Raw genomic sequence first — 23,562 nt, forward strand, 5'->3', positions numbered from 1 at the left:
CGTAGATGCGGGTACGGCATAGCGGAGGTGAAAGCCACGATCGCAAGACTCTGCTGATTGACTCGCCCGCTCCCGTGCCTTACCCGGTTCTTCACATCAAGGTCGGAAGCGCTGGCATGGCTTGGGTCGAAGACCAGAGGGCCGGCACGGCCCTTCCTGCCGCGTCCTGACGCACGCAGGAAGCCCACCGGTGGGGGACCGGTGGGCTTCAGGACCGACCGTATTGCCCGCGTGGTTCCAACATCAACTGGATGATCCATCGCGGGCAAGAGGGGCGTCCTCTCTTGGAGAGACGAGGTAGCCGGCGTCGATGGTGCGTCGTTGTTCGGCTGCTTTGGGACCAGACATCCATGACCGATCGCTCGTCATCATCGCCCAAAAAAATCGGCGACGTGAAACGACGTTCTAGAGGGCATAGATGCGCAAATGATCACTCGGGGTGATTAAGTGAGCAGACCTTGCTACGGTTGAAGCATGGGAACTGCTGACCGCCATCGGACCATCGGCGAGCTGCTGCGCACACGCGAACAAGCCACCGTTGATGAACTTGTCGCCGCTACAGGGGCGTCGGGGGCAACGATACGCAGGGACCTCGAGATCCTGGCTGCCAACGGCGTGCTGAAACGAGTCCACGGCGGCGCGCGTAGCTTGGTGGCCCGAGGCGATAACCCGGGCTATGGGCAGCGCGAACTGGAAGACCACGACGCCAAGGCCCGCATAGCCAAAGCCGTTGAGAGGCTCATCAGGGACCGCGAGCATGTCTGGCTGGACAGTGGCTCCACTGCCACGGAGATTGCACGCCAACTCAGCAAGCGGGAACTCACCGTGATGCCCATGTCTTTGCACGGCGTGGAGGCACTAACGCATACCAAGGATGGCCGCACACCCGAGCTCATCCTCCCAGGAGGCAGCCTTGTCCCGGGCGAGCAGTCCTTCAGGGGACCCATGACTGAAGCCAATGTTCGCTCACTCAGGTTCGACACCGCCGTCGTGACCCCCTGCGCGCTCAACCTTAAGGACGGCCTGCTGGCCCACGACCTCGACGACGCCGCCGTGAAGCGGGCCGGACTGGAATCGGCGGCGCGAGTGATTGTGGCAGCCTCCAGAAGTAAGTGGAATGCCAGCGCCGTAGCACTGGTTGCAGCCATGGACACCGTGGCCGTCATCGTGACAGACCAGGAACCATCCCCCGAAGATCTTGCCCGGCTCAACAAACTCTCCGTGGAAGTTGTGATTGCATGACCACCAACACCAGAACCACCACCAACGTCAACGCCGCTGCGGTAGCGACGTTCCTGATCTTCGGCATGAACGGTTTGGTCTTCGCCAGCTGGGCTGCCCGCATCCCTGCCGTCACCGAGGCGCTCAGCCTGACGTCCGGCCAGATGGGCACCCTGTTGCTCTGCACCGCCGTCGGGTCTTTGCTGGCCTTGCCGTCCGCCGGCTGGGTGGTGGGCAGGATCGGCACCGCGAATACGGTTCGTGTGGCCGGCATCGTGGCAGGAGCGGCGGGTGCGGCGATAGCCTTCTCGCTCATGGCGGCCTCTGTTCCGGCCACGGCAATCGCCCTCTTCTTCTTCGGCATCGGTATCGGCCTGTGGGATGTCGCGCAAAACATCGAAGGCGCGGATGTTGAACACCGGCTCAAGCGCACCATCATGCCGCAGTTCCACGCCGCGTTCAGCGGCGGCGCCTTCCTGGGCGCGTTGATCGGTGCAGGACTCTCCCAACTCGGCGTCGGGCTGCCCGAGCACCTGTTGGTCATCGCCGCCATCGCCGTTGCCCTTGCGCTGACCGTCCCCCGGTACTTCCTGCCGCACGAGGCCGCGGAAATTCACGACGGCGGGGTCCCGGCCGAGAAGGGCCCCACAGCCTGGCGGGATGGCAGGACCCTGCTGATCGGCGTCGTGGTCCTGGGTGCAACCCTCACCGAAGGTGCCGGCAACGACTGGATCGCCAAGGCCGCAGTGGACGGCCTCGGCGCCTCCGAATCCACGGGCGCGCTGCTGTTCGCGCTCTTCGTCCTGGCCATGACAATCATGCGGTTCCTGGGCGGAAAGGCGATCGACAAGTTTGGACGAGTGAACGTTCTCCGGGCCAGCATGGCAGCGGCAGCGCTGGGACTTGCGTTGTTCGTGTTCGCCGGCAATGTGATCCTGGCTGGAGTTGGTGCGGCGCTGTGGGGCGTCGGTGCGGCGTTGGCCTTCCCCATGGGAATGTCGGCCGCGGCGGACGATCCCAAGCATGCTGCGGCCCGGGTGTCAGTGGTTTCCACCATCGGTTACATCGCGTTCCTGGCAGGCCCGCCCCTGCTGGGCTACCTTGGCGACCACACCGGAATCCACATGGCTTTGCTGGCCATCGGAGCGCCTATTCTGCTCGCTTTGTTGCTCGCGGGCGTTGCGAAGCCCTTGCCGCCCAAATAGTCCGTCCGTCGGCCTGGGCATTCTCCGTGATGCATATATGCCGAAAACGCCACCACATCAGCAGGACAACGCCAGCGGCGAGACAGGCACCCCCCAGGACGTCACTGAACCAGTGGGCCGACAGATAGGTGCGGCTGATCATCATTGCGATGACACCAATTACGGCGATCAGAGCCATCCACCAACGCCCAATGAGGAGGGTCAGCACCATCAGGAAGGCCGTAGTGGTTGATACATGCCCAGAGGGGTATGAGCCCGTGTCGGTCAGGACCTTGGCGGCTTCCGGCCTGTCTCTGCCCACAACGGCCTTGGCAAGTTGCGTCAGCGCCAGCACGGCGATGCCGCTCAAGGCGGCGAAGACCGCGGCCAAGGGTCGCTGCCATATAAGGAGCGAAATCGCGAGCACCACGTGGAAGGCCAGCATCCCTGCATACCCGGCCCAGTTGAGGACGACGTTCACGCCATCCCAGAAGGGCGAGTGCAGGCTGAAGGCGTAGGCCTGCCATGTGGTGTCAACGCCGTTGAAGGCTGGCTCGCCTTGCCCGGCCATAAGGAGTAAGCCGGGCACCGCGAAGGCGCACAGCAGGAGTACTCCGGGCGTGACCAGCTGCCAGCTGGGGTGCAGACGCGGATGGAGTACACGAATCATTCATTCATCGTAGCTACGGCAGCTGGGCGGCACCGGCAAGCGTTAGTGTGAGGGGATGCGAGGCTTCTTGGGCGTAGGCCCCAAACGAGTTGCAAGATTCGACCATTTCCTGGTCCGGGCTTTGTCCCGGCAGCCCCAAGGTGACCACGACGTGTTCTTCCGCGATCTCTCTGCCGCAGCTACCAAAGGCAAACTCTGGTTCGGTATCGCGGGCATAATGGCCACGTTTCCGGGGAAGCCCCGCAGGGCAGCCCTCCACGGACTCCTTGCCTTGGGCGTTGCCTCCGGTGTCACAAACCTGGTCTTCAAAACGGTCCTACCCCGCACCCGTCCACTGCCTGAACACCTGCCCATCTTCCGTTTTGTGCACCCCCAGCCCATCAGTTCTTCCATGCCGTCCGGTCACTCTGCGTCCGCCGTTGCGTTCGCCGTAGGCGCCGGCATCGTCTCCCCTGCGCTCGGGGCCGTGCTTGCCCCCATCGCTGCAGGCGTCGCCTACTCGCGGGTGCACACGGGTGCCCATTGGCCCTCCGATGTGGTGTTCGGTTCCGCTCTCGGTGCCGGAGCAGCACTGCTAACCCGCACATGGTGGCCAGCCCGACCGCCCGAACCGACACCTCGTCGGACGCCTGCGGAGGCCCCGCCAATTTCCGACGGCGAAGGGCTGAGTATCGCGGTCAACGTCCTGGGTGGCTCCTACTCGCCCGAGACGGCAGAGTTGTTGAAAGTCATATTCCCGAAAGCTTATATACGCGAAATTGCGGAGGGTGAAGACGTAACGGCTGAGATCGAGGCAGTGGCAACCAGACCCAGCACCGTTGCACTCGGGGTCTGGGGCGGAGACGGAACGGTTGGCGCTGCGGCGGCTGCCGCCGTCGAGCATTCACTGCCGCTGCTGGTCCTTCCGGGCGGAACCCTCAATCACTTCGCCCGCGACCTCGGCACCAGTTCGATCGACGACGCGATTGATGCGGTGACCAAAGGACATGCAGCATCCGTCGATCTTGGGCACGTGGTGGTGCAACGTGGCCTTCCTGAGGCGCCGGAGACCACCGAGTTGGCTATGTTGAACACTGCGAGCGTCGGCGTCTATCCCAATCTGGTTCGTCGTCGGGAGAGACTGCAACCGGCCATGGGTAAACCGTTGGCCAGCGTTGTGGCATCGCTGCGTACCTTTGGAGTGAACTCACCCACCACGCTCACAGTGGATGGGGTGAAGCACAAGCTCTGGATCCTCTACATGGGCCGGGGCAGGTTCTATCCCAGCGACCATGCGCCGCTTCGCAGGCCGGTTCTGGACGACGGTGTTTTCGATCTCCGTATGATCACCGCGGACGAGCCGTTCGCACGGGCACGGCTGTTGTGGGCAGTAGTGACCGGCACCGTTGCCGCCTCCAAAGTCACGCACCTGACCGAGGCCACCACCATCACCGTGGAGGCCATTGGGCAACCACTGGTCCTGGCGGTGGACGGGGAACCGAAGCCCGGGGTCCGCCGTGCCGCGTTCACTGTGAAACCGCGCGAGCTCACCGTGTACTCGCCGCTGCCGGTGGACTGAGCCGAACGCCCCAGGGGTACAACGCCCGGGTCATCCGCGAGGACTACCCTGATCGAACCCTGAATCATCCCTGAGACAGGCGATTTACGTCCCCTCCCTGAGTAGCGTTGTAGGTACATTCAAAACTCACTTGCACACACATGTGCTCCGAGGAGGGAACGCTTCCATGATCGAAGCAAAAGGCCTGACGAAGGTCTACGGCGAGAAGACCGCCGTCGGCGGTGTCAGTTTCACTGTCCAAGCCGGACGGGTGACGGGCTTCCTGGGCCCGAACGGTGCCGGCAAGTCAACCACTATGCGCATGATCATGGGACTGGACGCTCCTACGTCGGGCTCTGTGGCCGTGAACGGCGAGCCGTTCGCCCAGCATAAGGCGCCGCTGCGTGAAATCGGTGCGCTCCTGGACGCCAAGGCCGTCCACACGAGCCGTACGGCTTACAACCACCTTCTTGCCATGGCGGCGACACACAGCATCCCCAAGAGCCGGGTCCGTGAAGTCATCGAGATGACCGGCCTGGGTGACGTAGCCAAAAAGAAGGTCAAGGGATTCTCGCTCGGAATGGGCCAGCGCCTCGGCATTGCCGCTGCGCTGTTGGGTGATCCGCAGACCATCATCCTGGATGAGCCCGTCAACGGCCTCGATCCTGAAGGCGTGGTTTGGGTTCGCAACCTCGTCAAGTACCTGGCCTCCGAAGGCCGTACCGTCTTCCTGTCCAGCCACCTCATGAGCGAGATGGCACTGACGGCAGACCACCTGATTGTGATCGGCCGCGGCAGGATCATCGCCGACGCACCCATCGCCGAGATCATCACAGGCAAGGGCCACGCACGGACCCGCGTTCGCACCGATCAGCCGGAACGCCTCATGCAGCTCCTTGCCGGAACCGGCGTCTCCGTGGAGGTCCACGAACGCGAACTGCTGGAGGTTTCAGGGCTTGATCCGCGCGGCATCGCCCGGACCGCCTTGGAAAACCAGGTCATGGTTTTCGAGCTGACCCCGCTCCAGGCAAGCCTGGAAGAGGCCTACATGGAACTGACCAAGGACGAGGTCGAATACCACTCGCACATCACCGCCGGGGCCTCGGTTCCCGCTCAGGCCGGAGGGAAATAGACATGAGCACCACCACTTTGGACCGCAAGTCCATCCGTACCTCCGTCGGTCCCGGACCGGCATTCCACCGCGTACTCAACTCGGAATTCATCAAGTTCCGCACCCTGATGTCCACTCTGATTCTGCTTGCCTCCACGGCACTCGTCATGGTGGGCTTCGCAGCCCTTTCCGCATGGGGAACAGGACAGTTCGCCGAGCAAGCTGCCGCGGATCCAGAAGTAGCCGCCGCCATGGCCGCTCAAGGCGGGGACCTCGCAGTCAGCATCCCCACCTCGGGTATCTCCTTCGCGCAGCTTATCCTCGGCTCCCTGGGTGTCCTCCTCATGAGCTCCGAATTCACCACGGGCATGGCACGCTCCACTTTCGCCGCTGTTCCCAAGCGGCTCTCGCCGTTCCTGGCCAAGTTGATCGTGGTCATGGTCAGCTCCTTCCTCCTGACGGCCGTGTCCATCTACATCGCCGGACTGGTTTCGCTCCCCATCGTGGACAACTACGACCTCAAGTTGGATCTGGGCAGCTCGCAGTCCGTCAAGCTTCTCCTGGTCAACAGCATCTACGTGGCAGCGGTGGCAGCCATTGGCATGGCCCTCGGAACCATCGTGCGCAACTCGGCCGGCGGCATCATGAGCCTTGTTGGCCTCCTGTTCGTGGCACCCATTGCCTTCCAACTCATCCCCGGCGACTTCTTCAAGGAAGCCAACAAGTACCTCCCCACAAGCACCATTAGTCCGCTGACCGCCGTCGAGCATGTCCCTGACACGCTCGAAGCGTGGCAGGCAGGGCTCGTCTTGGGCGCTTGGGTGGTTGTACCGGTAGCCCTGGCGATGATCCTGCTCAAGAAGCGGGACGTCTAAGGCGGGTTCGCCGTCTAGGCTCAATTCATGACTGAAGCTCCACAGATGAAGGACGCGTCGGCCACCACGGCCGACGCGTCCTTCGCTGAAATCGCCCAGCGCCGCAGGGGCCGGATCCGGCGATACTTCTTCAATCGTCCCCGTGCCATGGATGCGGTGGTGATCCTTTGCTATGTCCTGCTGGCGTTGCCTACCATCATCTCGTCGATCATCGACGGCAAGTGGCTCGTGGTGGCGATACTGCTCTTGATCGCAACGGCGCTGATCTTCAGGCGACAGTTCCCGCTTCACGTGGTTCTCGCCGTCGCCCTTCTGGAAATCGCGGCCACCATCCTGAATCCCTGGGGTTCCAACGTTTCCGCGGGACTCTGGTTTGCGCTGTACGCCTTGGCGTCTCTCCGGAAACGTGCGCTGACGCTGGTGGTTTTCGCCGCAGCCAGCCTGCCGCTGAGCCTTCTCTACTTGTTTATGTGGACAAGTCCCAGCGAGATGGACAACTTGCAGGACGTCCCGGAGAACTTCCACCTCATCAACAACATCGCCACTGCCGTGACCATCATGCTGTCCAACCTCCTGGCTACGGGCATCGGCATCTCGGTCCGGCAGCGCAGGGAGCATGAAGCAGAAATCGCGGCGTGGGCCGCGCGGACAACGCAGCTCGGCAAGGTCACAGAGCGAAACAGGATCGCCCGCGAAATGCACGACGTCGTGGCGCACTCGCTGACAGTGATGATCAGCCTCTCGGACGGTGCCGCCGTGGTGGTCAAGAAGGATCCGGACCGAGCAGGCGACGTCCTCGGCGAACTGTCCCGCACAGGCAGGGCCGCGCTGGCCGATATGCGCCGGGTACTTGGCGTCCTGCGGGACGACTCCGGCCGGCCGGCACCGCTCACGCCCCTTGAATCGGGGCAAAACCTGGCGAAACTCCTGGACGGTTTCCGAACCGCCGGACTGCCGCTGCACTACGCTCACACGGGTCCAGGACTCCCGGCTGATCCGGCCTTTGAACTCACCGTCTACCGGATTGTTCAGGAGTCGCTAACCAACGTCCTGCGCTACGGGCGGTCGCTGAGCCGTGTTGACGTTCATGTGGCCCGCGACGGCGATTTGGTCACCATTGACGTGCTCGACGACGGCCGCGGAACCCGCGAAGGCAGCAGCGAATCCGTGGGCAGCCTGGGGACCGGACAAGGCATTGCGGGAATGAATGAACGTGCCGGAATCTATGCTGGAATCGTTACTGCCGGTCCAGGAAAAAGGGGAGGCTGGGCAGTCCATGCCGAGCTCCGCTGGAACGGCGAAAAGGGGGAATCATGACCGAAGACAACATCAAAGTACTGCTCGTGGACGATCAGCCACTGCTTCGGATGGGCTTCCGGCTCATTCTTGAAGGCGAAGAGGACTTCCACGTTGTGGGCGAGGCTTCGGATGGCATCGAGGCCGTGCGCCAGGTGGATGCCCTGCAGCCGGATGTCGTACTGATGGACGTACGGATGCCCGGTATGGACGGCATCGAGGCGACGAGACGAATTTCGGATGCAGACTCCGATGCGCGGGTTATCATCCTGACCACGTTCGACCTCGATGAGTACGCCTTCACCGGGCTGCAGGCCGGGGCCTCTGCATTCCTGCTCAAGGACGTTGCCCCCTCTGAGCTGGTCCACGCGGTACGCGTCGTGGCCAGTGGCGATGCCGTGGTGGCTCCGCGTGTCACGCAGCGCCTGCTGGAAACGTACGTTCGTGGCGGCGTCGTGCCCGGCCACTCGCCTAGCCCGCACCGAGATCCGCTCTTGGACGAACTCACACCGCGGGAAACTGAGATCCTCACCACCATCGCAGAGGGCCTGTCCAACGCTGAGATCGCCCACAAGTTCTTCCTCTCCGAGGCCACGGTGAAGACCCACGTCCGCCGAATCCTGAGCAAGCTGCAGCTGCGGGACCGGGTGCAGGTTGTGGTCTACGCCTACGAAACCGGGCTCGTGGTGCCGAGCAACCCGGATTACTGAGCCTGCCTGCGGCGTCCTGACCCTCTTTGATGAGAAGAAGGGAGGGATTCACAGTCCAACCACAGTGTTCCCATGTACAGGACATAGCCTGCGCGCGTTTCATGGATGCATGACTTCTCCTCAACAGCCCGCCCAGGAACCAACGGACACCGGCCGGCCGCACCCCAACCATGACCGCGGCCTCGAGTTCGATCTCTCCACGCTCCTGAGCCGGCGTCGCACCTTGGGAGTCCTCTTGGGCGCCGGTACCGCCGCAGCCCTCGCGGCCTGCACGCCAGGTACGGGAGGCGGCAGCGCATCGCCGTCGAGCACTGCCACTGCCAGCGCTACCGCCACCGCTACGGAAAGCACGACGGCGGCCGCGGCGCCTTCCGCGTCGGCCACCAGCACGGTGACCCGAGCTTTCGCGGAATGCGGAGTGGAGATCCCGGAGGAGACGCTCGGGCCCTACCCGGGTGACGGTTCCAACGGCCCGAACGTGCTCGAAGCGTCAGGGGTGGTCCGCCGCGACATCAGGTCCAGCTTTGGCACCTCCACCACCAAGGCCGAGGGCGTGCCGCTGACCGTTACCCTGACACTTCTGGACAACGCGAACGGCTGCGCGCCTCTAGCCGGGGCAGCCGTGTACGCCTGGCACTGCGATCAGAACGGCAAGTACTCGCTGTACGATTCGGGGATCGAGAACGAGAACTACCTTCGCGGCGTGCAGGAGGCGGACGCGAACGGGCAGCTCACCTTCAGCACCATCTACCCGGGTGCGTACAACGGCCGCTGGCCTCATATTCACTTTGAGGTATTCGAATCCATGAGCAACACGACAGCTGCGGGACAGGTGCTGGCCGTCTCGCAGATTGCCCTCACTGAGGCTGCGTGCAAGGAGGTTTACGCGACGGCCGGGTATGAATCGAGCGCCCGAAACTTCCCAAACACCACTTTGACCTCGGATAACGTCTTTGGTGATGATGGAGGCATATACCAGTTGGCGACTATGTCCGGTTCCGTTGCCGGTGGCTACACCGCGGCTTTGAACGTGACCGTATGAACGGTCAGGAGGGCTAGACTCGGGGGCATGCCTTCGAATGCCTCCGCAGCAGTTGACTACATCACGGACCTCGGCGCGTATGTATCGGCGTCTCCATCGAGCTTCCACGCGGTGCACGAAGCCGCGCGACGACTGGACGCCGCAGGCTTCACGGGCCTCGATGAACTGCAGCCGTGGGACGGAGGAGCGGGCAAGTTCTACGTGATCCGCGATGGCGCACTCATCGCATGGGTGACTCCGAAAAATGCCGGCCCGACCACCGGTTTCAACATCCTCGGCGCGCACACCGACTCTCCGTCGTTCAAACTCAAACCCAAGCCCACCACGGGCAAGTTCGGTTGGTTGCAGGCTGGCGTTGAGGTTTACGGCGGACCGCTCCTCAACTCCTGGCTGGACCGTGAACTGCAATTGGCGGGCCGCTTGGTCATGCGTGACGGCACCCAGCACCTCACGGCCACTGGACCCCTCCTGCGTTTCCCGCAGTTGGCCATCCACTTGGACCGCGGCGTCAATGACAACGGACTTCACCTGTCCAAGCAGCAGCACATGAACCCCATTTTCGGCCAGGGTGACCCGGCAGGTGAAGACCTCCTGGGGCTGCTCGCCGACCGCGTTGAAGGCACCTCTGTGGACGCTGCCGAAATAGGCGGGTACGACGTCGTGGTGGCAGACACGCAGGCACCCGCGGTTTTCGGGGCCAAGGGTGAGTTCTTTGCCTCCGGCCGTCTGGACAACCTTTCCTCCACACACGCAGGGCTCGTGGCGTTGATAGCGCACGCGTCAGCGGCGCCGGAAACTGGCCCGATCGCCGTCCTGGCTGCCTTCGACCATGAGGAGATCGGCTCCAACTCGCGCTCCGGCGCCTGCGGACCCATCCTCGAGGACATCCTGGTGCGCATCTCCGACGGCCTTGGCGCCTCGGTGAGCCAGCGGCGGCAGGCCCTGGCGGCGTCGTTCTGTGTCTCTGCGGACGCTGGCCACGCTGTCCACCCGAACTACGGGGAGAAGCATGATCCCGCGAACAGGCCTGTGCTGAACGGCGGTCCGCTGCTAAAGATCAACGCCAACCAGCGCTACGCCACAGACGCGATGGGTGCCGCCCTCTGGGCTCGGTTGTGCGATGAATCCGACGTTCCGTATCAGGAATACGTTTCAAACAACGATCTTCCGTGTGGCTCCACCATCGGCCCGCTGACCGCCACGAGGCTCGGAATCCGGACGGTGGATGTGGGCATTCCGTTGTTGTCCATGCACTCGGCCCGGGAGCTCTGCGGGGTGGAGGATCCCGAGAGCCTGGCCACGGTTGTGGAGCTCTTCTTCCGTACTGCCGTCTAGTCGGCAGCGTAAAGCACTCATTTCAGGGGTATTACAAAAGTTCCCTATAGGAAACCTTGGATGCCTTGAGGTGTACATTTTGTGCATGTTCCCTGTTTGGGAGAAGGCAAAATGTTCGGTTGCACAGGATTGAGGGCGGCGACGCAGGCTAGCGTGATTTAGTCATGTGGCCCGTGGCACACCACAGCGGCCAACCTCAAACCTAAAGGACGGCGCCGATCCATGCACGCTGACCAACAGCTTTCAAAGTCCCTGAAGCCCCGACACCTCTCCATGATCGCCATTGCCGGCGTCATCGGAGCTGGCCTGTTTGTGGGTTCCGGCGCTGCCATCCAGCAGGCCGGCCCGGGCATCCTCGTGGCTTACCTCGCCGCAGGCCTCGTGGTCATCCTCGTCATGCGCATGCTTGGTGAGATGGCTGCAGCCAACCCTGAGACGGGCTCGTTCTCTACTTACGCCGACAAGGCCCTCGGCCGCTGGGCGGGATTCAGCATCGGCTGGCTCTACGCCTGGTTCTGGATCATCGTCCTTGGCATCGAAGCTACGGCCGGTGCAGCCATCATGCACCGCTGGGTTCCCGGCGTCGATCAGTGGGTCTGGGCGCTCATTCTCATGGTCCTCCTGACGCTCACCAACCTTGGCTCCGTGAAGTCCTACGGCGAGTTCGAATTCTGGTTCGCGTCCATCAAGGTCGCCGCAATCGTCATCTTCCTGCTTGCCGGCATCGTCGCCATCCTGGGTTTCATGCCCGGAGTTTCCGCGCCTGGCGTCACCAACCTGCTGGACCAAGGCGGCTTCATGCCCAGCGGTCCGGGTGCGGTGCTGGCGGGCATCCTCGTAGTGGTCTTCTCCTTCTTCGGTGCTGAAATCGCCACCATCGCAGCCGGCGAATCCGAGAACCCCGTGGACGCCGTCAAGAAGGCAGTGAAGTCCACCGTGTGGCGCATCCTGATCTTCTACATCGGCTCCATCGCAATCGTTGTCACGCTCCTGCCGTGGAACGATGCCTCTGTGGCCAAGAGCCCGTACGTGGCCGTCATCGAGCTCTATGGAATCCCGGGCGCGGGCACCATCATGGACATTGTCGTCCTCACCTCGGTGCTCTCGTGCCTGAACTCCGGCCTCTACACCGCAAGCCGCATGCTGTTCTCGCTCTCGCAGCGCGGCGACGCGCCCAAGTCCTGGATGAAGATTTCCAAGCGCGGCGTTCCGGCTGCTGCAGTCCTCGCCTCCACCGTGGTTGGATTCATCACCGTCGGCCTCAACTACATCGCGCCGGACACGGTGTTCTTGTTCCTGGTGAACACCTCGGGTGCCATTGCGCTGTTCGTGTGGCTCGTCATCGCGACCTCGCAACTCATCCTGCGCAAACGCATGGGCGCAGCTGCCAAGGAGCTTGACCTCAGAATGTGGTTATTCCCTTACCTGACGTGGATTTCCATCGGCGCGATCGTTGCGCTCATTATCGGCATGGTCATCATCGAATCCACTCGCGAATCGCTGTTCTTGTCGCTGGCCTTGGCCGCGATTGTGGTTGGCGTCGGCGTGCTTCGCTACCGCAGTGAAGGCAACACGCCTTCCGCTCCGGTGCCTGGTGGGGAAGCCGAACGCGCCAAGATTGGTTCCTGACCGGCGTCGTCTTTTACGTTGCGGGGCAGCCGCCGTCAGTACTCGACGGCGGCTGTCCCGTTACGGTTTAGAGTGACGGTGTCTTCTCAGCGCGCTTCTTGTCGGCCTGCAGGATGCCGTCACGTACACCTGCGCGGATGACGAAGTACAAGAAATAGAGGGCGATCGCCGCAAAGACAACGGTCAGGACCAAGGCGTTCAGGGGTGTGGCATCCATGGCCCCACCCTAGCGCGAGGCTTTCAGGGCAACAGGAATCCACGGATTGCCGTTCCTCGTGTTAGTGTCTTTGTCGCTGTCGAGGAGAAAAACGAAACACTGTTTCTCCTGATCACCTTGCGCGGGTGGCGGAATGGCAGACGCGCTAGCTTGAGGTGCTAGTCCTCGAAAGGGGGTGGGGGTTCAAGTCCCCCTCCGCGCACAAAGAAACCCCCGGAAGGTAAACTTCCGGGGGTTTCGTAGTTCCTGAGACCGGTTCCCGGTGCTAGGCGCCCGGCCGGGGCGTGAACATGATGACGCCCACCCCAACTATGCAGATGGCAGCGCCGATCACGTCCCAGCGGTCAGGCCGGAAGCCGTCCATGAGCATCCCCCACGCGAGCGAACCGGCGATGAACACGCCCCCGTATGCTGCGAGTACCCGGCCAAAGTGGGCGTCGGGTTGGAAGGCTGCGAAGAAGCCGTAGATTCCCAGCGCTACGACGCCTAGTCCTGCCCACCACCAAGCTTTGCCTTCGCGCACGGATTGCCAGATCAGCCAAGCCCCGCCGATCTCTGCAATGGCGGCCAAAACGAAGAGAATGATGGATTTCAGGACGGTCATAACCCCAGTATTCCGTGCTGCGGCGCCGGGTTATCCACATACGTAACCTGACCGGTTCCGCCCGACTATCCCGCCGAATAGCTTTGAGTGCAGGAGATGCACTAAGATATTGAAGTCTGTGTTACGCCCTCTTGCCGTGCTTTCGGCCGGGGAGCGCCAACGCAGCATCGCAAATGAACCTCCTGTTACGGAAATACCGTAACCGCTTAGCCCAAAGGAGGTGGGTTCACATATGCGTCCTTACGAATTGATGGTAATCATCGACCCCGAGGTCGAAGAGCGTACCGTAGAGTCGTCGCTTCAGAAGTTCCTCAATGTCATCACCACCGATGGTGGAACCATCGAAAAGGTTGATATCTGGGGCCGTCGCCGTCTGGCGTACGACATCAAGAAGAAGTCCGAAGGTATCTACGCCGTGGTGAACTTCACCGCTGCGCCGGCTACCGCCAAGGAACTTGATCGCCAGCTGTCTCTCAACGAGACGATCATGCGCACCAAGATCATCCGCCCTGAAGACCAGAAGGTTGTTGCTGAGTAATCAGCCCCTTCCAGATCTTTACCCCGCAGGAACGAACAAGGAGGCAGTAGATGGCAGGCGAAACCACTATTACGGTCATCGGTAATCTCACCAATGACCCCGAGCTGCGGTTCACCCCGTCTGGCTCAGCAGTAGCGAACTTCACCATCGCTTCTACTCCCCGGACCTTTGACCGCCAGTCCAATGAGTGGAAGGACGGGGAAACCCTGTTCCTCCGCGCATCGGTTTGGCGCGAAGCAGCCGAGAACGTGGCCGAGTCCCTCACCAAGGGCATGCGCGTCATCGTTTCAGGCCGTTTGAAGAGCCGTTCCTACGAAACAAAAGAAGGCGAGAAGCGCACCGTTATCGAGCTTGAGGTCGACGAAATCGGCCCGAGCCTGCGTTACGCAAACGCCAAGGTCAACCGTACCCAGCGCTCCGGCGGTGGCCAGGGTGGCTTCGGTGGCGGTAACGCCGGTAATTCCGGTGGCTTCGGAGGTGGCGCTCCTGGTGGAAACCAGGGCGGCGGCAACTCCGGTGGAACCTGGGGCGGCAACCAGCCCGCACAACAGCAGGATGACCCTTGGGCTACGCCCGGTGTCAGCAACGCTGGCGGCTGGGGCAACGGCCCGGATTCCGAACCTCCCTTCTAAACACCAAATAAACGTCCGACGCCGGACGCTCGCCGGAACTGCCGCAAGGCACCATGGTGACAACCGCCGTCGAACACCACCATCCCGTGGATCAATATCCACGGGCTCCATAGAAAAGGAGCTCCACGATGGCTAAGGCTGAACTCCGTAAGCCCAAACCAAAGTCCAACCCCTTGAAGGCCGCTGACATCACTGTCATCGACTACAAGGACGTAGCATTGCTGCGCAAGTTCATCTCCGACCGCGGAAAGATCCGCGCTCGTCGCGTCACTGGCGTTACCGTTCAGGAACAGCGCAAGATCGCCCAGGCAATCAAGAACGCCCGCGAAGTTGCTCTGCTGCCCTACTCCGGCGCTGGCCGCGGCTAAGGGAAGGGATTAACTAACATGGCAAAGCTCATTCTGACCCACGAAGTAACCGGTCTCGGTGCTGCTGGCGACGTTGTGGAGGTCAAGGACGGTTACGCACGTAACTTCCTGCTGCCCCGCGGCTTCGCTCTGACCTGGACCAAGGGTGGCGAGAAGCAGGTTGAGTCCATCAAGGCTGCCCGCGCCGCTCGTGCGCACGCTTCTGTTGAAGCTGCACAGGCACAGGCCCAGGCTCTGTCCTCCAAGAAGGTCAAGCTCGAGGTGAAGGCCGGCGAGTCCGGTCGTCTCTTCGGCACCGTCAAGCCTGCTGATGTCGCTGCTGCTGTTGAGGCCGCTGGCCTCGGCGCCATCGACAAGCGCAACGTTGAACTGCCGAACCACATCAAGTCTGTTGGTTCGTACACGGCTAACGTTCGCCTGCACGAGGATGTTTCTGCTGTCATCGACCTCGAGGTCGTTGCAGCAAAGTAGTCTCTGCCTGCACCTGAAGGCCCCCGCTACCGGATCCCGGTGGCGGGGGTCTTTTTTGCGTTTCTGTGCGCCGAGGTGGCATTTAATGACAATGCCGACGCTCCGGATTGTCATCAAATGCCATCTCGGCGGGAGAGCTATGGCGTGTGGAACTCCTCCATCACGTGCTTGTACCCGGTGCGGATCATCTCTGCGAGGGTGTCCCGGTCCACGTCGTCCAGCTTGTTCACATAAAGGCACGCGGCACTGGTCTTGTGCTTCCCGAGTTCCGGGAGCAGACGGTCTGCGTCGGGACCTTCGGTGAGGCCGTAGAGCACCAGGCTGGCCTTGCGCGGTGAAAATCCGACGGCGGCGGCGTCGCCTTCGCGGCCGCTGTCGTACTTGTAGTGATAGCTGCCGAAGCCAACGATCGACGGCCCCCACATAACGGCTTCCTTGCCGGTGATGTCGCGCATCATCTCCAGCAATTCAAAGCCGTCCTCGCGCCGCTTCGGGTGCTCCACGGCGGCCAGGAATTCTTCCACGGAGACGTCCGTGGGCTGGGTCTTGTTCTCTGCCATAGGGGTAGTTTCGCAGACGCGGACGGGTGCGTCATCAGAAAAATCGGCCAGCACCCGATGATAGCCTTCAGCGGTGACTTCAGAAGCCCTGCGCATCCGTCCCTTCCACCAGGTAGACGTCTTCTCAGACGTGCCTTACCTCGGCAACCCGCTGGCAGTCGTCGTCGATGCTGAAGGCCTCAGCACAGGGACGATGCAGCACTTCGCCAATTGGACCAACCTTTCCGAGACCACGTTCCTACTCCCTCCCACGCACCCCCAAGCGGACTACAAGGTGCGGATCTTCACGGGCAGCGAAGAGTTCCCCTTCGCCGGTCACCCCACGCTTGGTTCAGCGCACACGTGGTTGCAGGCGGGGGGAGTGCCCAAGACGGACGGTGTCCTGGTGCAGGAATGCGGTGCGGGTTTGGTTAAGGTGAAGCACGGCGCCGGACGCCTGGCTTTCGCCGCACCCCCCCTGACCCGCTTCGGTCCAGTAGATGACGATATCCGGGCGCGGCTCGCTGCGGGCCTGCGTCTGCCCGAGGATGTCTTGCTGGATGCGTCGTGGCTGGTCAACGGCCCCACGTGGATCGGCGTGCTTCTTGGTTCTGCGGAACAAGTCCTGGCCATTGAACCCGATCTCGTTGCCATGGGCGACCTCAAGGTCGGGGTGATTGGCCCACACGAGCCGGGTGCCGCCGTCGACTTTGAAGTCCGCACCTTCATTCCGGGCGACGCCATGGTGGAGGACCCGGTGACGGGCAGTTTCAACGCCGGTGCGGCTCAGTGGCTGATCGGCAGCGGCCGGGCACCGGCTGAGTATGTAGCCGCTCAAGGTACTGTCCTGGGAAGGGCTGGCCGAATTCACGTGAAGGCTGAGGACGGTGAGATCTGGGTTGGTGGGGCGTCTGCCACCTGCATCGAAGGCACGGTTTTCCTCTAACCCACTTGGCTGGCATTAGAAGTCGCAACGAGGCCTCCGAGCAGCCTCTATTGCCAGTCAGATGCGTTTCGGACGCGTCAGCACAACCACCAGGAAGATGCCTGCACTGAAAACCGCTTGGATAACGACCACTGACCACGGTACGTAACCCAGGTACAACGCCACCAGCAGCGGAATCATGGCCAAGATGGTCACGTCCAGCCCACGCATCAGTGAGCCCAGCTGAGCACGTGGAACCGGGCCGAACGGGGTCTCAACCGGAGGAGCGGTCCAGTCCGGAGGGGTCCTGGTGGCCGCGCGAAGAGTCCCGGCACCCATGCCGACGCCGGCCAGGGCGCCAATTCCAATCAACCAAGGATTCGCGGCGCCCAGGATAACCAAAAGCCCACTAAGCACGGACATCCACACAGCCATTGCCAGGCACGGCATGAGCGCCCGGCTGGTCCTTACGAGTGCCGGATGCAGCGGCAGCAGCGCGTCGAGCTCAGGAACCAGCGCCGTCTTGCGGGCCACACTTCCCGTACCGGAAGCCGTGGCGCATCCGGAGATCACGATCACCGCCAACTGTGCGAACTCGGGCAGCCCGCCTTCCACGAGCAGTATGGCGATGCAGGCGGCGAGCCACAGAATCGGCGGCACCAGTGGGGGATTGAGCCTGAGGAACGCAACAACGTCGGCGCGGATCAGCGCACGAAGCGCGCCGCGCGAAGGCCGGGCGTAGAACCTGGCTGCCCTGCCGCCGTCGACCCTTTTACGGGTCCCACCAAGTGCTCGAAGCACCTCGTTGGCGTCCATCATGAACAAAGACGCACCCGCGTGACCGGCGACGGCGCCGCCGCGAACCAGCTCGTCACCCCGCACCTGACCGGCGCGTGGCACAACAAAGGCAAAGAGTCCGACGGCGGCGACTGCCACCAGCGCTGTTGGCCACGGGGAGGAAGACGACGCTGGAAGGACGGAGCACGCAAGAAGTACAGTGGCCGCAATCGCCTTGCCAAGCCGGGGACCCAGTAAAGCAAGCTGTTGCACGGCCGCCAGAACAACTGCGATAGCGCCAGCTCCGCCGAAGGTGAGCGAGGCGAAGACGTGTTCAGCGGGAGTACGGTCAACAGCGGTCACCATGCTGAAGGGCAGGTAGATGAGAGCCGAGCCAGCTGCGGTAAGCGCGACTTTGCGAACGAAGGGCGGCAGGACCATGGGGCGGCGGTCAATAGGAAGCGTAAGCCACCAAGCGCTCTCGGCTCCGTTCACAGTGAGCGGTCCCAGCTTCCGTGCAAGGTTGCTGATGACGAGGAGGGCTGCGAACGTGACGGCTGTCCACAGCAGGGATTCCGGCAGGACCAGCCCTTGTGCCCGGATGATGCTGTTGGCCGTTGATGCCCGGTCTGCGATTTCATTGCGCAACGCCAGGACGAACGAAGCCGCAATAGTCAGTGAGACACCGATGCCGAGTCCCCAACTGTAGGCATCGACGAAGCGGTCTCCCCACGAGGTCCGGCTGCGTTTGTAGCGTCTGGCAGACCGGCGGGTGAACCGGACAATCTCGGCGGCCAGCTCCCGGTTCTGCGGCGAACGTTCAAGGGTGAGCATGTCAGGACCCGGCAATGATCGAGGCCCCCTGCTCCGGATCGAACTCTTGCACTTCCTCGTCAATGACCAAACAGGTGGAGGCCGTGGCGAGCAGTAATTGGGGATCATGGGTTACCAGCACCACTGCGCCGCCATCCTTGGCGTGGTCTGCGATCCGCTCCCCAATGGCTATCCGCATCCGGGGATCCAGCCGCTGTTCCGGCTCGTCCAGGATCAGGAGCGATGACGGGCGGATAAGCCCAGCGGCAAGCAGCAACCTGCGACGCTGGCCGGAAGACAAGGCATCGGGGATGGCGTGGGCCCTGCCCTGGAGACCGAAGAATTCCAGTTCTTCCTCAACGCGCGCTTCGGGGTTATCCAGGGAGTGCCCGCGGGCGATGAGGAGCAGGTGCTCGCGGACGGTAAGGGACGGGAAGAAGAGATCGTCGTCGAAAACGGCGGAGACTTGCCGTCGGAACGGCACAGCGTCCGGATCGATGAGGAGGCCGTGGACCTTCACGTCGCCGGCCAGGGAGGCCTGCCGCCCCGCGATGGTCCGGGCTACCGTGGACTTTCCGGCGCCGTTGACGCCGACGATTCCCAAGACTTCGCCCGCGTCCACCGATGCGGAAACTTCGCCGCAAACCGGAGCCCCGGCATAGCCAACCAACAGGCCTTCGGCCTCCAAAACTGTCCCCATGGTGCAACCCTACCCGTGGGATTGGCGCGACCCCGCTGCACCGTTTAGCGTGAGGCATATGTCAGCATCCGATGCTTCCGCGAAGGCCAACGGCAACCCTCTGCTCGTCCTGGGCAAGATCACGTCCATCCTGGATGCCTTTTCCTTGTCCAAGCCGGTGCTTCAGTTGGCTGATATCCGCGAGTCCACCGGCATGCCCACGTCCACGGTGCAGCGACTGGTCACGAATCTGACCTCCCAGGGCTTCCTTGACCGCGAGGGCGACGCCTACCGCATCGGAATGCGGATGGCGTACTGGGCTGCGCCCGCAACCCGGGGGATGGAGGTTGTGGACATCCTGAGTCCGCTGCTCAAGACCCTGCGCGACGCCACCGGCGAGACAGCGTGCTTCTTCAAAGCCGAGCAGCACTACAGGGTGTGCGTGGCCATGGCTGACACGCATCACGCGCTCCGACGCGAGATGCATTTGGGCAAGATCGTCCCGCTCCATGCAGGTTCAGCCGGCAGGGTGCTGCTCGCTTGGTCTCCTGAGCTGATGGAAGCTGTTTTGCGAGATCCTCTGGAATCAATCACGGACTACACCATCACCAGCTCCGAGGAACTGGAGGCCGCCGTAAGGAAGACCCACGCGGACGGGTTCGCGATCACTGTGGGCGAGCGGGAAGACGGGGCGTCAGGCCTTTCTGCCCCTGTTTTCGACTCGGCTGCCGGCTTGGTGGGAGCCGTAACCATCAGTGGACCAACACTTCGGATGCCATTGGTGACGTGCGAGGCCTGGGTGGAACCCCTTCTCGCTACCGCTGAGCACATGACCAGGCTGATCGGTGGCCGGTTCCCCGGCGAGAGCTGAATCCTCAAACCCTACGGAGAAAGACATGCCTGAGAAACACCCCACCGTGGACGCGTATATCTCAGCCCAGCCTGAGGCCACCCAGCAGATCCTGCAGGAAATCCGCCGAACCATCCACGCCGCCGTGCCGGATGCCGGGGAGATGATCAGCTATGGCATTCCCACCATCACCATCGGTGGGCACTACGTGGTGTACTTCGCTGCATGGGTACACCACATCTCGGTCTATCCGGTCCCTCGGGGTGATGAAGGCCTAGCCGCGGAGCTGGCCCCGTACCTGTCAGGCAAGGGGACCCTGAAATTTCCGCTGGCCAAGGAAATTCCTTTCGATTTGATAGCCAAAGTTGCTGCCCAGCTCGCGGCAGAGAAAAGGACGGGACACTGATGAGGGACTTCGAAGTCTTGGTGAACGAGGCTGCCGAAGCCGACGTAACAGGGTGGGGCTTCCACTGGCTGGACGGCAGGGCAACGGAAGAAAGGCCGCCCTGGGGATTCGCGAAATTGCTGGCCGGTCGTCTTGCCACCGTCGGGAGCGCACTCGATCTGGATACCGGCGGGGGAGAGGTTCTCTCAGAGGCCGGAAAATTTCCCGAACGAATGGTTGCCACCGAGGGATGGCCGCCCAACGCCCAGCGGGCTGTTGAAAGACTCGGTCCCCGCGGGGTGGAAGTGGTTGAAGCAACCACCGATGCACCGCTGCCGTTCCCTGACCAGTCCTTCGAATTGGTCACAGCCAGGCACCCCGTTCAACCCGACTGGAACGAAATTCACCGCGTGTTGGCTCCCGGTGGCCACTATTTCGCCCAACATGTGGGCCCGGCGTCGGCGTTTGAACTCATTGAGCACTTCCTCGGGCCGCTGCCGCGACAGCGCAAGGGCCGCGACCCGCAGGCCGAGTCAGCGGCCGCGGAAGCTGCCGGCCTGACCGTCACGGACCTCCGCACGGCCAGATGCCGAATGGAGTTCTTCGACGTCGGTGCGGTGGTGTGGATCCTGCGCAAGTGTGTGTGGTGGGTGCCCGACTTCTCCGTGGACGGCTACCGTGACAGACTCAAGGAGTTGGACGAGCAGATGAGAGCTGGCCGCCCCTTCATCGCTCACTCCACCCGGCACCTGATTGACGCCCAGCGAATTGGGTAGAGGTTAAGCGGGCGCACCTAGGAGGAGCACATATGGATTCTGCACGGACGTTTGAGTCAATTGTCATCATTTTCAATCCCAACAGCACCGGGGACGCACCTGAGTTGGCGCAACAGCTGCACGACAAGTTGAGGGACCTTCTCAGCTACCACCCTGAGATCACCCTCCAGCCCACTGAGCACGCTGGCCACGCTGTTGACTTGGCGCGGGAAGCAGCCGCCAAGGGCGGGGACGTCCTGGTGGTCTCGGTGAGCGGCGATGGCGGCTACAACGAGGTGGTCAACGGTGTGATGCAGGCCGAAAATCCGAAGGCCGTTTCTGCGGTATTGGCGGCGGGTAATGCCAACGACCATAGCCGGATTATTGGCACCAAGCCTTTGGAAGAGGCTATTGCGGAGGGCCGTGTCCACAACATTGACCTGCTTCGCATTCACACGGGCCAAAAGGAAAATGAGCCCCTGGAATACGCGCATTCCTACATCGGATTCGGCCTCACCCCGGTGGTTGCCACTGAACTCGAAAAGGGCAGCAAGGGCGCTCTCAAGGAGATGGTCACCGTGATTCAGACCTTCTCAAAGTTTGAGCCCTTTGGTATCCGCTTGGCTGATGGGAAGCGCCGAAAGTTCGACAGTCTTGTCTTCGCCAACATCAATGAAATGGCCAAGTACGCCACGTTGAGCGAAGCGGAGGACCACCCCTCGGATGGGAAATTCGAGGTGATCGTCTTCCCGCACATGCCTAAATGGCGCACTCTCCTGACTGCACTGAAAGCCACCACCCAAGGCTTGGGCGATCAGCCCAGTGTGAGTAGCTACGAATTCACCACGCTCAAACCGCTGCCGTACCAAATGGACGGCGAAGTGAAATCCGTGGAGGCCAACGTCAAGGTCACAGTGGAGAGCGCTCCCCGCGCCTTGGCTACTCTCGGTTAGGCCCGTTAACTGGCGCAGGCCGTGGTGACGAAGTCGTAGATCCGGCCGCGCAGGTCATTCGGCGCTGCAATCTTCAGCACGCCCTTCCTGTCACCAATGGCGGCCCTCAGCGGCAAGAGGGTACCCACCTTGTCCTCAGCAACAGCATGCGGATCACAACGGGCGGGCCGGATGGTCAGTGCCAGCTCTTGCTTGGCCGCACCCAAGGCGACATTCCTCGGCCAGGGGGCAGCGGGGGATTGGGCAAGTAACGTGGTCTCCTCGATCGCCTCAATGACCAGGTTTTGCCCCGTCCTTCCCGGCGTGGCCGGCGTGATGACAAGGCGTACGACGGCGGTACGGCCGTCCGCAGCCACCTCAAGTCCAGGGTCCAAGACGATTGTTGCGACGGCGGCTGCTTCCGCTGCGATGCATAGCTCATCGGCGTTCCTGGCCAGGACGCCGAAGGGATCTGAGGCGTTGATGTTCTCGTCCACAGGGTCCTTGCCTGGAGCTGAATAGCTAACCGTGCCCGTGATTTCAAGTGACTCACCCTCTGATCTTCCGCAGGAGACCGCGGGCAAAGCAGCAGGAAGGGTTTTAGGCTGGCGGGGTGGCAACTCAAGGCTGCCCCCCGATGGCTTCCAGGAAATGTCATCTTCAAACAGCGTGGAGCGCAGCCGGGCACCGGTAACGGTCAGGGTTGAATCCGTGGTGTTGGTGAGCTGTATTTGGATGGCTTGCTTGCCGTATTGGTCCCTTGATTGGTTGACCTCCACGACGATGGGTCCAGCATTTCCGCTGGTGGGCTGGGAGCCGGAATTGCCCAAGTCGCATGCGGCCACAAGCGACAGGGCTGAAGCGACGGTCATACCCACTGCAAAAGAACGCCACGTCCGGCTCATCATGCGATCAGTGTAGGTCCTCGTTTCCGAGGACTGACGAAATGGCAGTGAGTTCCCGCGTGAGCAAACAGCCGTCCGCAGCGCCTCTAGTACTAGGAAATTGCCAGGGAATACCGTATGTAGATCCTGAGCCCGTCACCGCCGGCATTGGCGATCCCGGTGCAGGTCTTTCTCAGCGTCCATAAGGTCAACGGTTCGCAACTTTCCGATGACAGGCCCATCTCAGCCGCCAGCGACTCTGCAGTCTGCGGTGGTTTGATCTCTACAACCATTTCCCGCCAGCAGCCTCCTGATCCACACCCAGTGGAGATCGCTCCTGCTGCGCTAGGCGGTGGAATCGCCTGGAATGCTGAGTCGGATGGAACAGCTCCTTCATCTATGGCGGTCCAGACAATTGAGCCGAACCACGCGATAAAGACAACTCCGACAAAAAGCACGGAAAAGCATCCTGAACGCGGACGGGTTTGAGCGTTGCGCCGTCCAGCCATAGACTCCCCCCCAAATTGAAGACCTCAGCCTACATGGTGGTCGGGAGCTGCTGCGTTTTGGCCGGTAGGATGTC

The 23,562-nt window shown here is 62.2% G+C and carries 26 protein-coding genes and 1 tRNA gene; 20 read left to right on the top strand and 7 right to left on the bottom strand.

Going from position 1 to position 23,562, the window contains the following annotated elements:
• The first annotated feature begins 474 nt into the window (after positions 1-474).
• Together AC0J5Z_RS02235 and AC0J5Z_RS02240 are read left to right on the top strand one after the other, a co-directional pair.
• Positions 475-1,242, top strand: coding sequence for a DeoR/GlpR family DNA-binding transcription regulator (locus AC0J5Z_RS02235; RefSeq protein ID WP_475037187.1), 768 nt, complete (start codon positions 475-477; stop codon positions 1,240-1,242).
• The gene (locus AC0J5Z_RS02240) at positions 1,239-2,426 is read left to right on the top strand and encodes an MFS transporter (protein ID WP_475037189.1); all 1,188 of its coding nucleotides are present in this window, start codon (positions 1,239-1,241) and stop codon (positions 2,424-2,426) included. The genes AC0J5Z_RS02235 and AC0J5Z_RS02240 overlap by 4 nt, the downstream gene beginning before the upstream one ends.
• Here the strand turns inward: AC0J5Z_RS02240 and AC0J5Z_RS02245 are convergent.
• Positions 2,371-3,075: a phosphatase PAP2 family protein gene (locus AC0J5Z_RS02245; protein WP_475037191.1), complete on the bottom strand. Its 705-nt coding sequence runs from the start codon at positions 3,073-3,075 to the stop codon at positions 2,371-2,373. The genes AC0J5Z_RS02240 and AC0J5Z_RS02245 overlap by 56 nt on opposite strands.
• 55 nt (positions 3,076-3,130) lie before the next feature.
• Here AC0J5Z_RS02245 and AC0J5Z_RS02250 point away from each other — a divergent pair, with 55 nt between their 5' ends.
• The 8 genes from AC0J5Z_RS02250 to AC0J5Z_RS02285 all read left to right on the top strand — a co-directional run bounded on the left by AC0J5Z_RS02250 (position 3,131) and on the right by AC0J5Z_RS02285 (position 12,610).
• Complete coding sequence (locus AC0J5Z_RS02250) at positions 3,131-4,633, top strand: phosphatase PAP2 family protein (RefSeq protein ID WP_475037192.1); 1,503 nt, start codon at positions 3,131-3,133, stop codon at positions 4,631-4,633.
• A 166-nt stretch (positions 4,634-4,799) separates the two neighbouring features.
• Positions 4,800-5,744 (top strand): ABC transporter ATP-binding protein, encoded by a 945-nt coding sequence (locus AC0J5Z_RS02255; RefSeq protein ID WP_475037194.1) that lies wholly within the window; start codon positions 4,800-4,802, stop codon positions 5,742-5,744.
• A 2-nt stretch (positions 5,745-5,746) separates the two neighbouring features.
• Complete coding sequence (locus tag AC0J5Z_RS02260) at positions 5,747-6,598, top strand: ABC transporter permease (RefSeq protein WP_475037195.1); 852 nt, start codon at positions 5,747-5,749, stop codon at positions 6,596-6,598.
• Between the two features lie 27 nt (positions 6,599-6,625).
• Entirely contained in the window at positions 6,626-7,915 is a 1,290-nt protein-coding gene (locus AC0J5Z_RS02265) for a histidine kinase (protein WP_475037196.1), read from the top strand.
• Entirely contained in the window at positions 7,912-8,604 is a 693-nt protein-coding gene (locus tag AC0J5Z_RS02270) for a response regulator (RefSeq protein ID WP_475037198.1), read from the top strand. Before AC0J5Z_RS02265 ends, AC0J5Z_RS02270 begins: the two co-directional genes overlap by 4 nt.
• A gap of 109 nt (positions 8,605-8,713) precedes the next feature.
• Positions 8,714-9,646 (top strand): intradiol ring-cleavage dioxygenase, encoded by a 933-nt coding sequence (locus tag AC0J5Z_RS02275; protein ID WP_475037199.1) that lies wholly within the window; start codon positions 8,714-8,716, stop codon positions 9,644-9,646.
• 27 nt (positions 9,647-9,673) lie between these two features.
• Positions 9,674-10,981 carry a M18 family aminopeptidase gene (locus AC0J5Z_RS02280; protein ID WP_475037200.1) on the top strand — a complete coding sequence of 436 codons (1,308 nt, stop codon included), beginning with the start codon at positions 9,674-9,676 and terminating at the stop codon, positions 10,979-10,981.
• Between the two features lie 222 nt (positions 10,982-11,203).
• Positions 11,204-12,610: an amino acid permease gene (locus AC0J5Z_RS02285; protein ID WP_475037201.1), complete on the top strand. Its 1,407-nt coding sequence runs from the start codon at positions 11,204-11,206 to the stop codon at positions 12,608-12,610.
• Between the two features lie 67 nt (positions 12,611-12,677).
• On the opposite strand, the gene AC0J5Z_RS02290 is transcribed toward AC0J5Z_RS02285, so the two are convergent.
• Entirely contained in the window at positions 12,678-12,827 is a 150-nt protein-coding gene (locus AC0J5Z_RS02290; RefSeq protein WP_475037202.1) for a hypothetical protein, read from the bottom strand.
• A gap of 119 nt (positions 12,828-12,946) precedes the next feature.
• On the opposite strand from AC0J5Z_RS02290, the gene AC0J5Z_RS02295 reads away from it, so the two are divergent.
• Positions 12,947-13,029, top strand: a tRNA-Leu gene (locus AC0J5Z_RS02295).
• 63 nt (positions 13,030-13,092) lie between these two features.
• Here the strand turns inward: AC0J5Z_RS02295 and AC0J5Z_RS02300 are convergent.
• Positions 13,093-13,431, bottom strand: coding sequence for a YnfA family protein (locus AC0J5Z_RS02300; RefSeq protein WP_475037203.1), 339 nt, complete (start codon positions 13,429-13,431; stop codon positions 13,093-13,095).
• 232 nt (positions 13,432-13,663) lie between these two features.
• On the opposite strand from AC0J5Z_RS02300, the gene rpsF reads away from it, so the two are divergent.
• From rpsF to rplI, 4 genes are all read left to right on the top strand, one after another.
• The gene (gene rpsF, locus AC0J5Z_RS02305; RefSeq protein WP_011776755.1) at positions 13,664-13,969 is read left to right on the top strand and encodes a 30S ribosomal protein S6; all 306 of its coding nucleotides are present in this window, start codon (positions 13,664-13,666) and stop codon (positions 13,967-13,969) included.
• A 50-nt stretch (positions 13,970-14,019) separates the two neighbouring features.
• Positions 14,020-14,601: a single-stranded DNA-binding protein gene (locus AC0J5Z_RS02310; RefSeq protein ID WP_011776754.1), complete on the top strand. Its 582-nt coding sequence runs from the start codon at positions 14,020-14,022 to the stop codon at positions 14,599-14,601.
• Between the two features lie 128 nt (positions 14,602-14,729).
• Positions 14,730-14,969 carry a 30S ribosomal protein S18 gene (gene rpsR, locus AC0J5Z_RS02315; RefSeq protein WP_003800144.1) on the top strand — a complete coding sequence of 80 codons (240 nt, stop codon included), beginning with the start codon at positions 14,730-14,732 and terminating at the stop codon, positions 14,967-14,969.
• An 18-nt stretch (positions 14,970-14,987) separates the two neighbouring features.
• Complete coding sequence (gene rplI / locus AC0J5Z_RS02320) at positions 14,988-15,440, top strand: 50S ribosomal protein L9 (protein WP_011776753.1); 453 nt, start codon at positions 14,988-14,990, stop codon at positions 15,438-15,440.
• A 137-nt stretch (positions 15,441-15,577) separates the two neighbouring features.
• Here the strand turns inward: rplI and AC0J5Z_RS02325 are convergent, their stop codons facing one another.
• On the bottom strand, positions 15,578-16,000 hold the full coding sequence (locus AC0J5Z_RS02325) for a DUF1801 domain-containing protein (RefSeq protein WP_475037204.1): 423 nt from the start codon (positions 15,998-16,000) through the stop codon (positions 15,578-15,580).
• Positions 16,001-16,073: 73 nt separating this feature from the next.
• Between AC0J5Z_RS02325 and AC0J5Z_RS02330 the strand changes: the two genes are divergently transcribed.
• The gene (locus tag AC0J5Z_RS02330) at positions 16,074-16,925 is read left to right on the top strand and encodes a PhzF family phenazine biosynthesis protein (RefSeq protein ID WP_475037206.1); all 852 of its coding nucleotides are present in this window, start codon (positions 16,074-16,076) and stop codon (positions 16,923-16,925) included.
• Positions 16,926-16,982: 57 nt separating this feature from the next.
• Here AC0J5Z_RS02330 and AC0J5Z_RS02335 read toward each other — a convergent pair whose 3' ends face one another.
• Both AC0J5Z_RS02335 and AC0J5Z_RS02340 read right to left on the bottom strand, forming a co-directional pair.
• Positions 16,983-18,515, bottom strand: a complete 1,533-nt coding sequence (locus tag AC0J5Z_RS02335; RefSeq protein ID WP_475037207.1) for a DUF6297 family protein — start codon at positions 18,513-18,515, stop codon at positions 16,983-16,985.
• A 1-nt stretch (position 18,516) separates the two neighbouring features.
• Positions 18,517-19,194, bottom strand: a complete 678-nt coding sequence (locus AC0J5Z_RS02340; protein ID WP_475037208.1) for an ABC transporter ATP-binding protein — start codon at positions 19,192-19,194, stop codon at positions 18,517-18,519.
• A 58-nt stretch (positions 19,195-19,252) separates the two neighbouring features.
• On the opposite strand from AC0J5Z_RS02340, the gene AC0J5Z_RS02345 reads away from it, so the two are divergent.
• From AC0J5Z_RS02345 to AC0J5Z_RS02360, 4 genes are read left to right on the top strand one after another with little or no spacing between them, the layout of a single operon-like run.
• The gene (locus AC0J5Z_RS02345) at positions 19,253-20,044 is read left to right on the top strand and encodes an IclR family transcriptional regulator (RefSeq protein WP_475037209.1); all 792 of its coding nucleotides are present in this window, start codon (positions 19,253-19,255) and stop codon (positions 20,042-20,044) included.
• Positions 20,045-20,069: 25 nt separating this feature from the next.
• Complete coding sequence (locus AC0J5Z_RS02350) at positions 20,070-20,429, top strand: iron chaperone (RefSeq protein ID WP_475037211.1); 360 nt, start codon at positions 20,070-20,072, stop codon at positions 20,427-20,429.
• Entirely contained in the window at positions 20,429-21,184 is a 756-nt protein-coding gene (locus tag AC0J5Z_RS02355) for a class I SAM-dependent methyltransferase (protein WP_475037214.1), read from the top strand. The genes AC0J5Z_RS02350 and AC0J5Z_RS02355 overlap by 1 nt, the downstream gene beginning before the upstream one ends.
• Positions 21,185-21,216: 32 nt before the next feature.
• Positions 21,217-22,116: a diacylglycerol/lipid kinase family protein gene (locus tag AC0J5Z_RS02360; RefSeq protein ID WP_475037216.1), complete on the top strand. Its 900-nt coding sequence runs from the start codon at positions 21,217-21,219 to the stop codon at positions 22,114-22,116.
• Positions 22,117-22,121: 5 nt separating this feature from the next.
• Here AC0J5Z_RS02360 and AC0J5Z_RS02365 read toward each other — a convergent pair whose 3' ends face one another.
• Positions 22,122-22,967, bottom strand: coding sequence for a hypothetical protein (locus AC0J5Z_RS02365; RefSeq protein WP_475037218.1), 846 nt, complete (start codon positions 22,965-22,967; stop codon positions 22,122-22,124).
• Between the last annotated feature and the right edge of the window lie 595 nt (positions 22,968-23,562).

The sequence above is a fragment of the Paenarthrobacter sp. TRD_SC_7 genome (assembly GCF_056156245.1).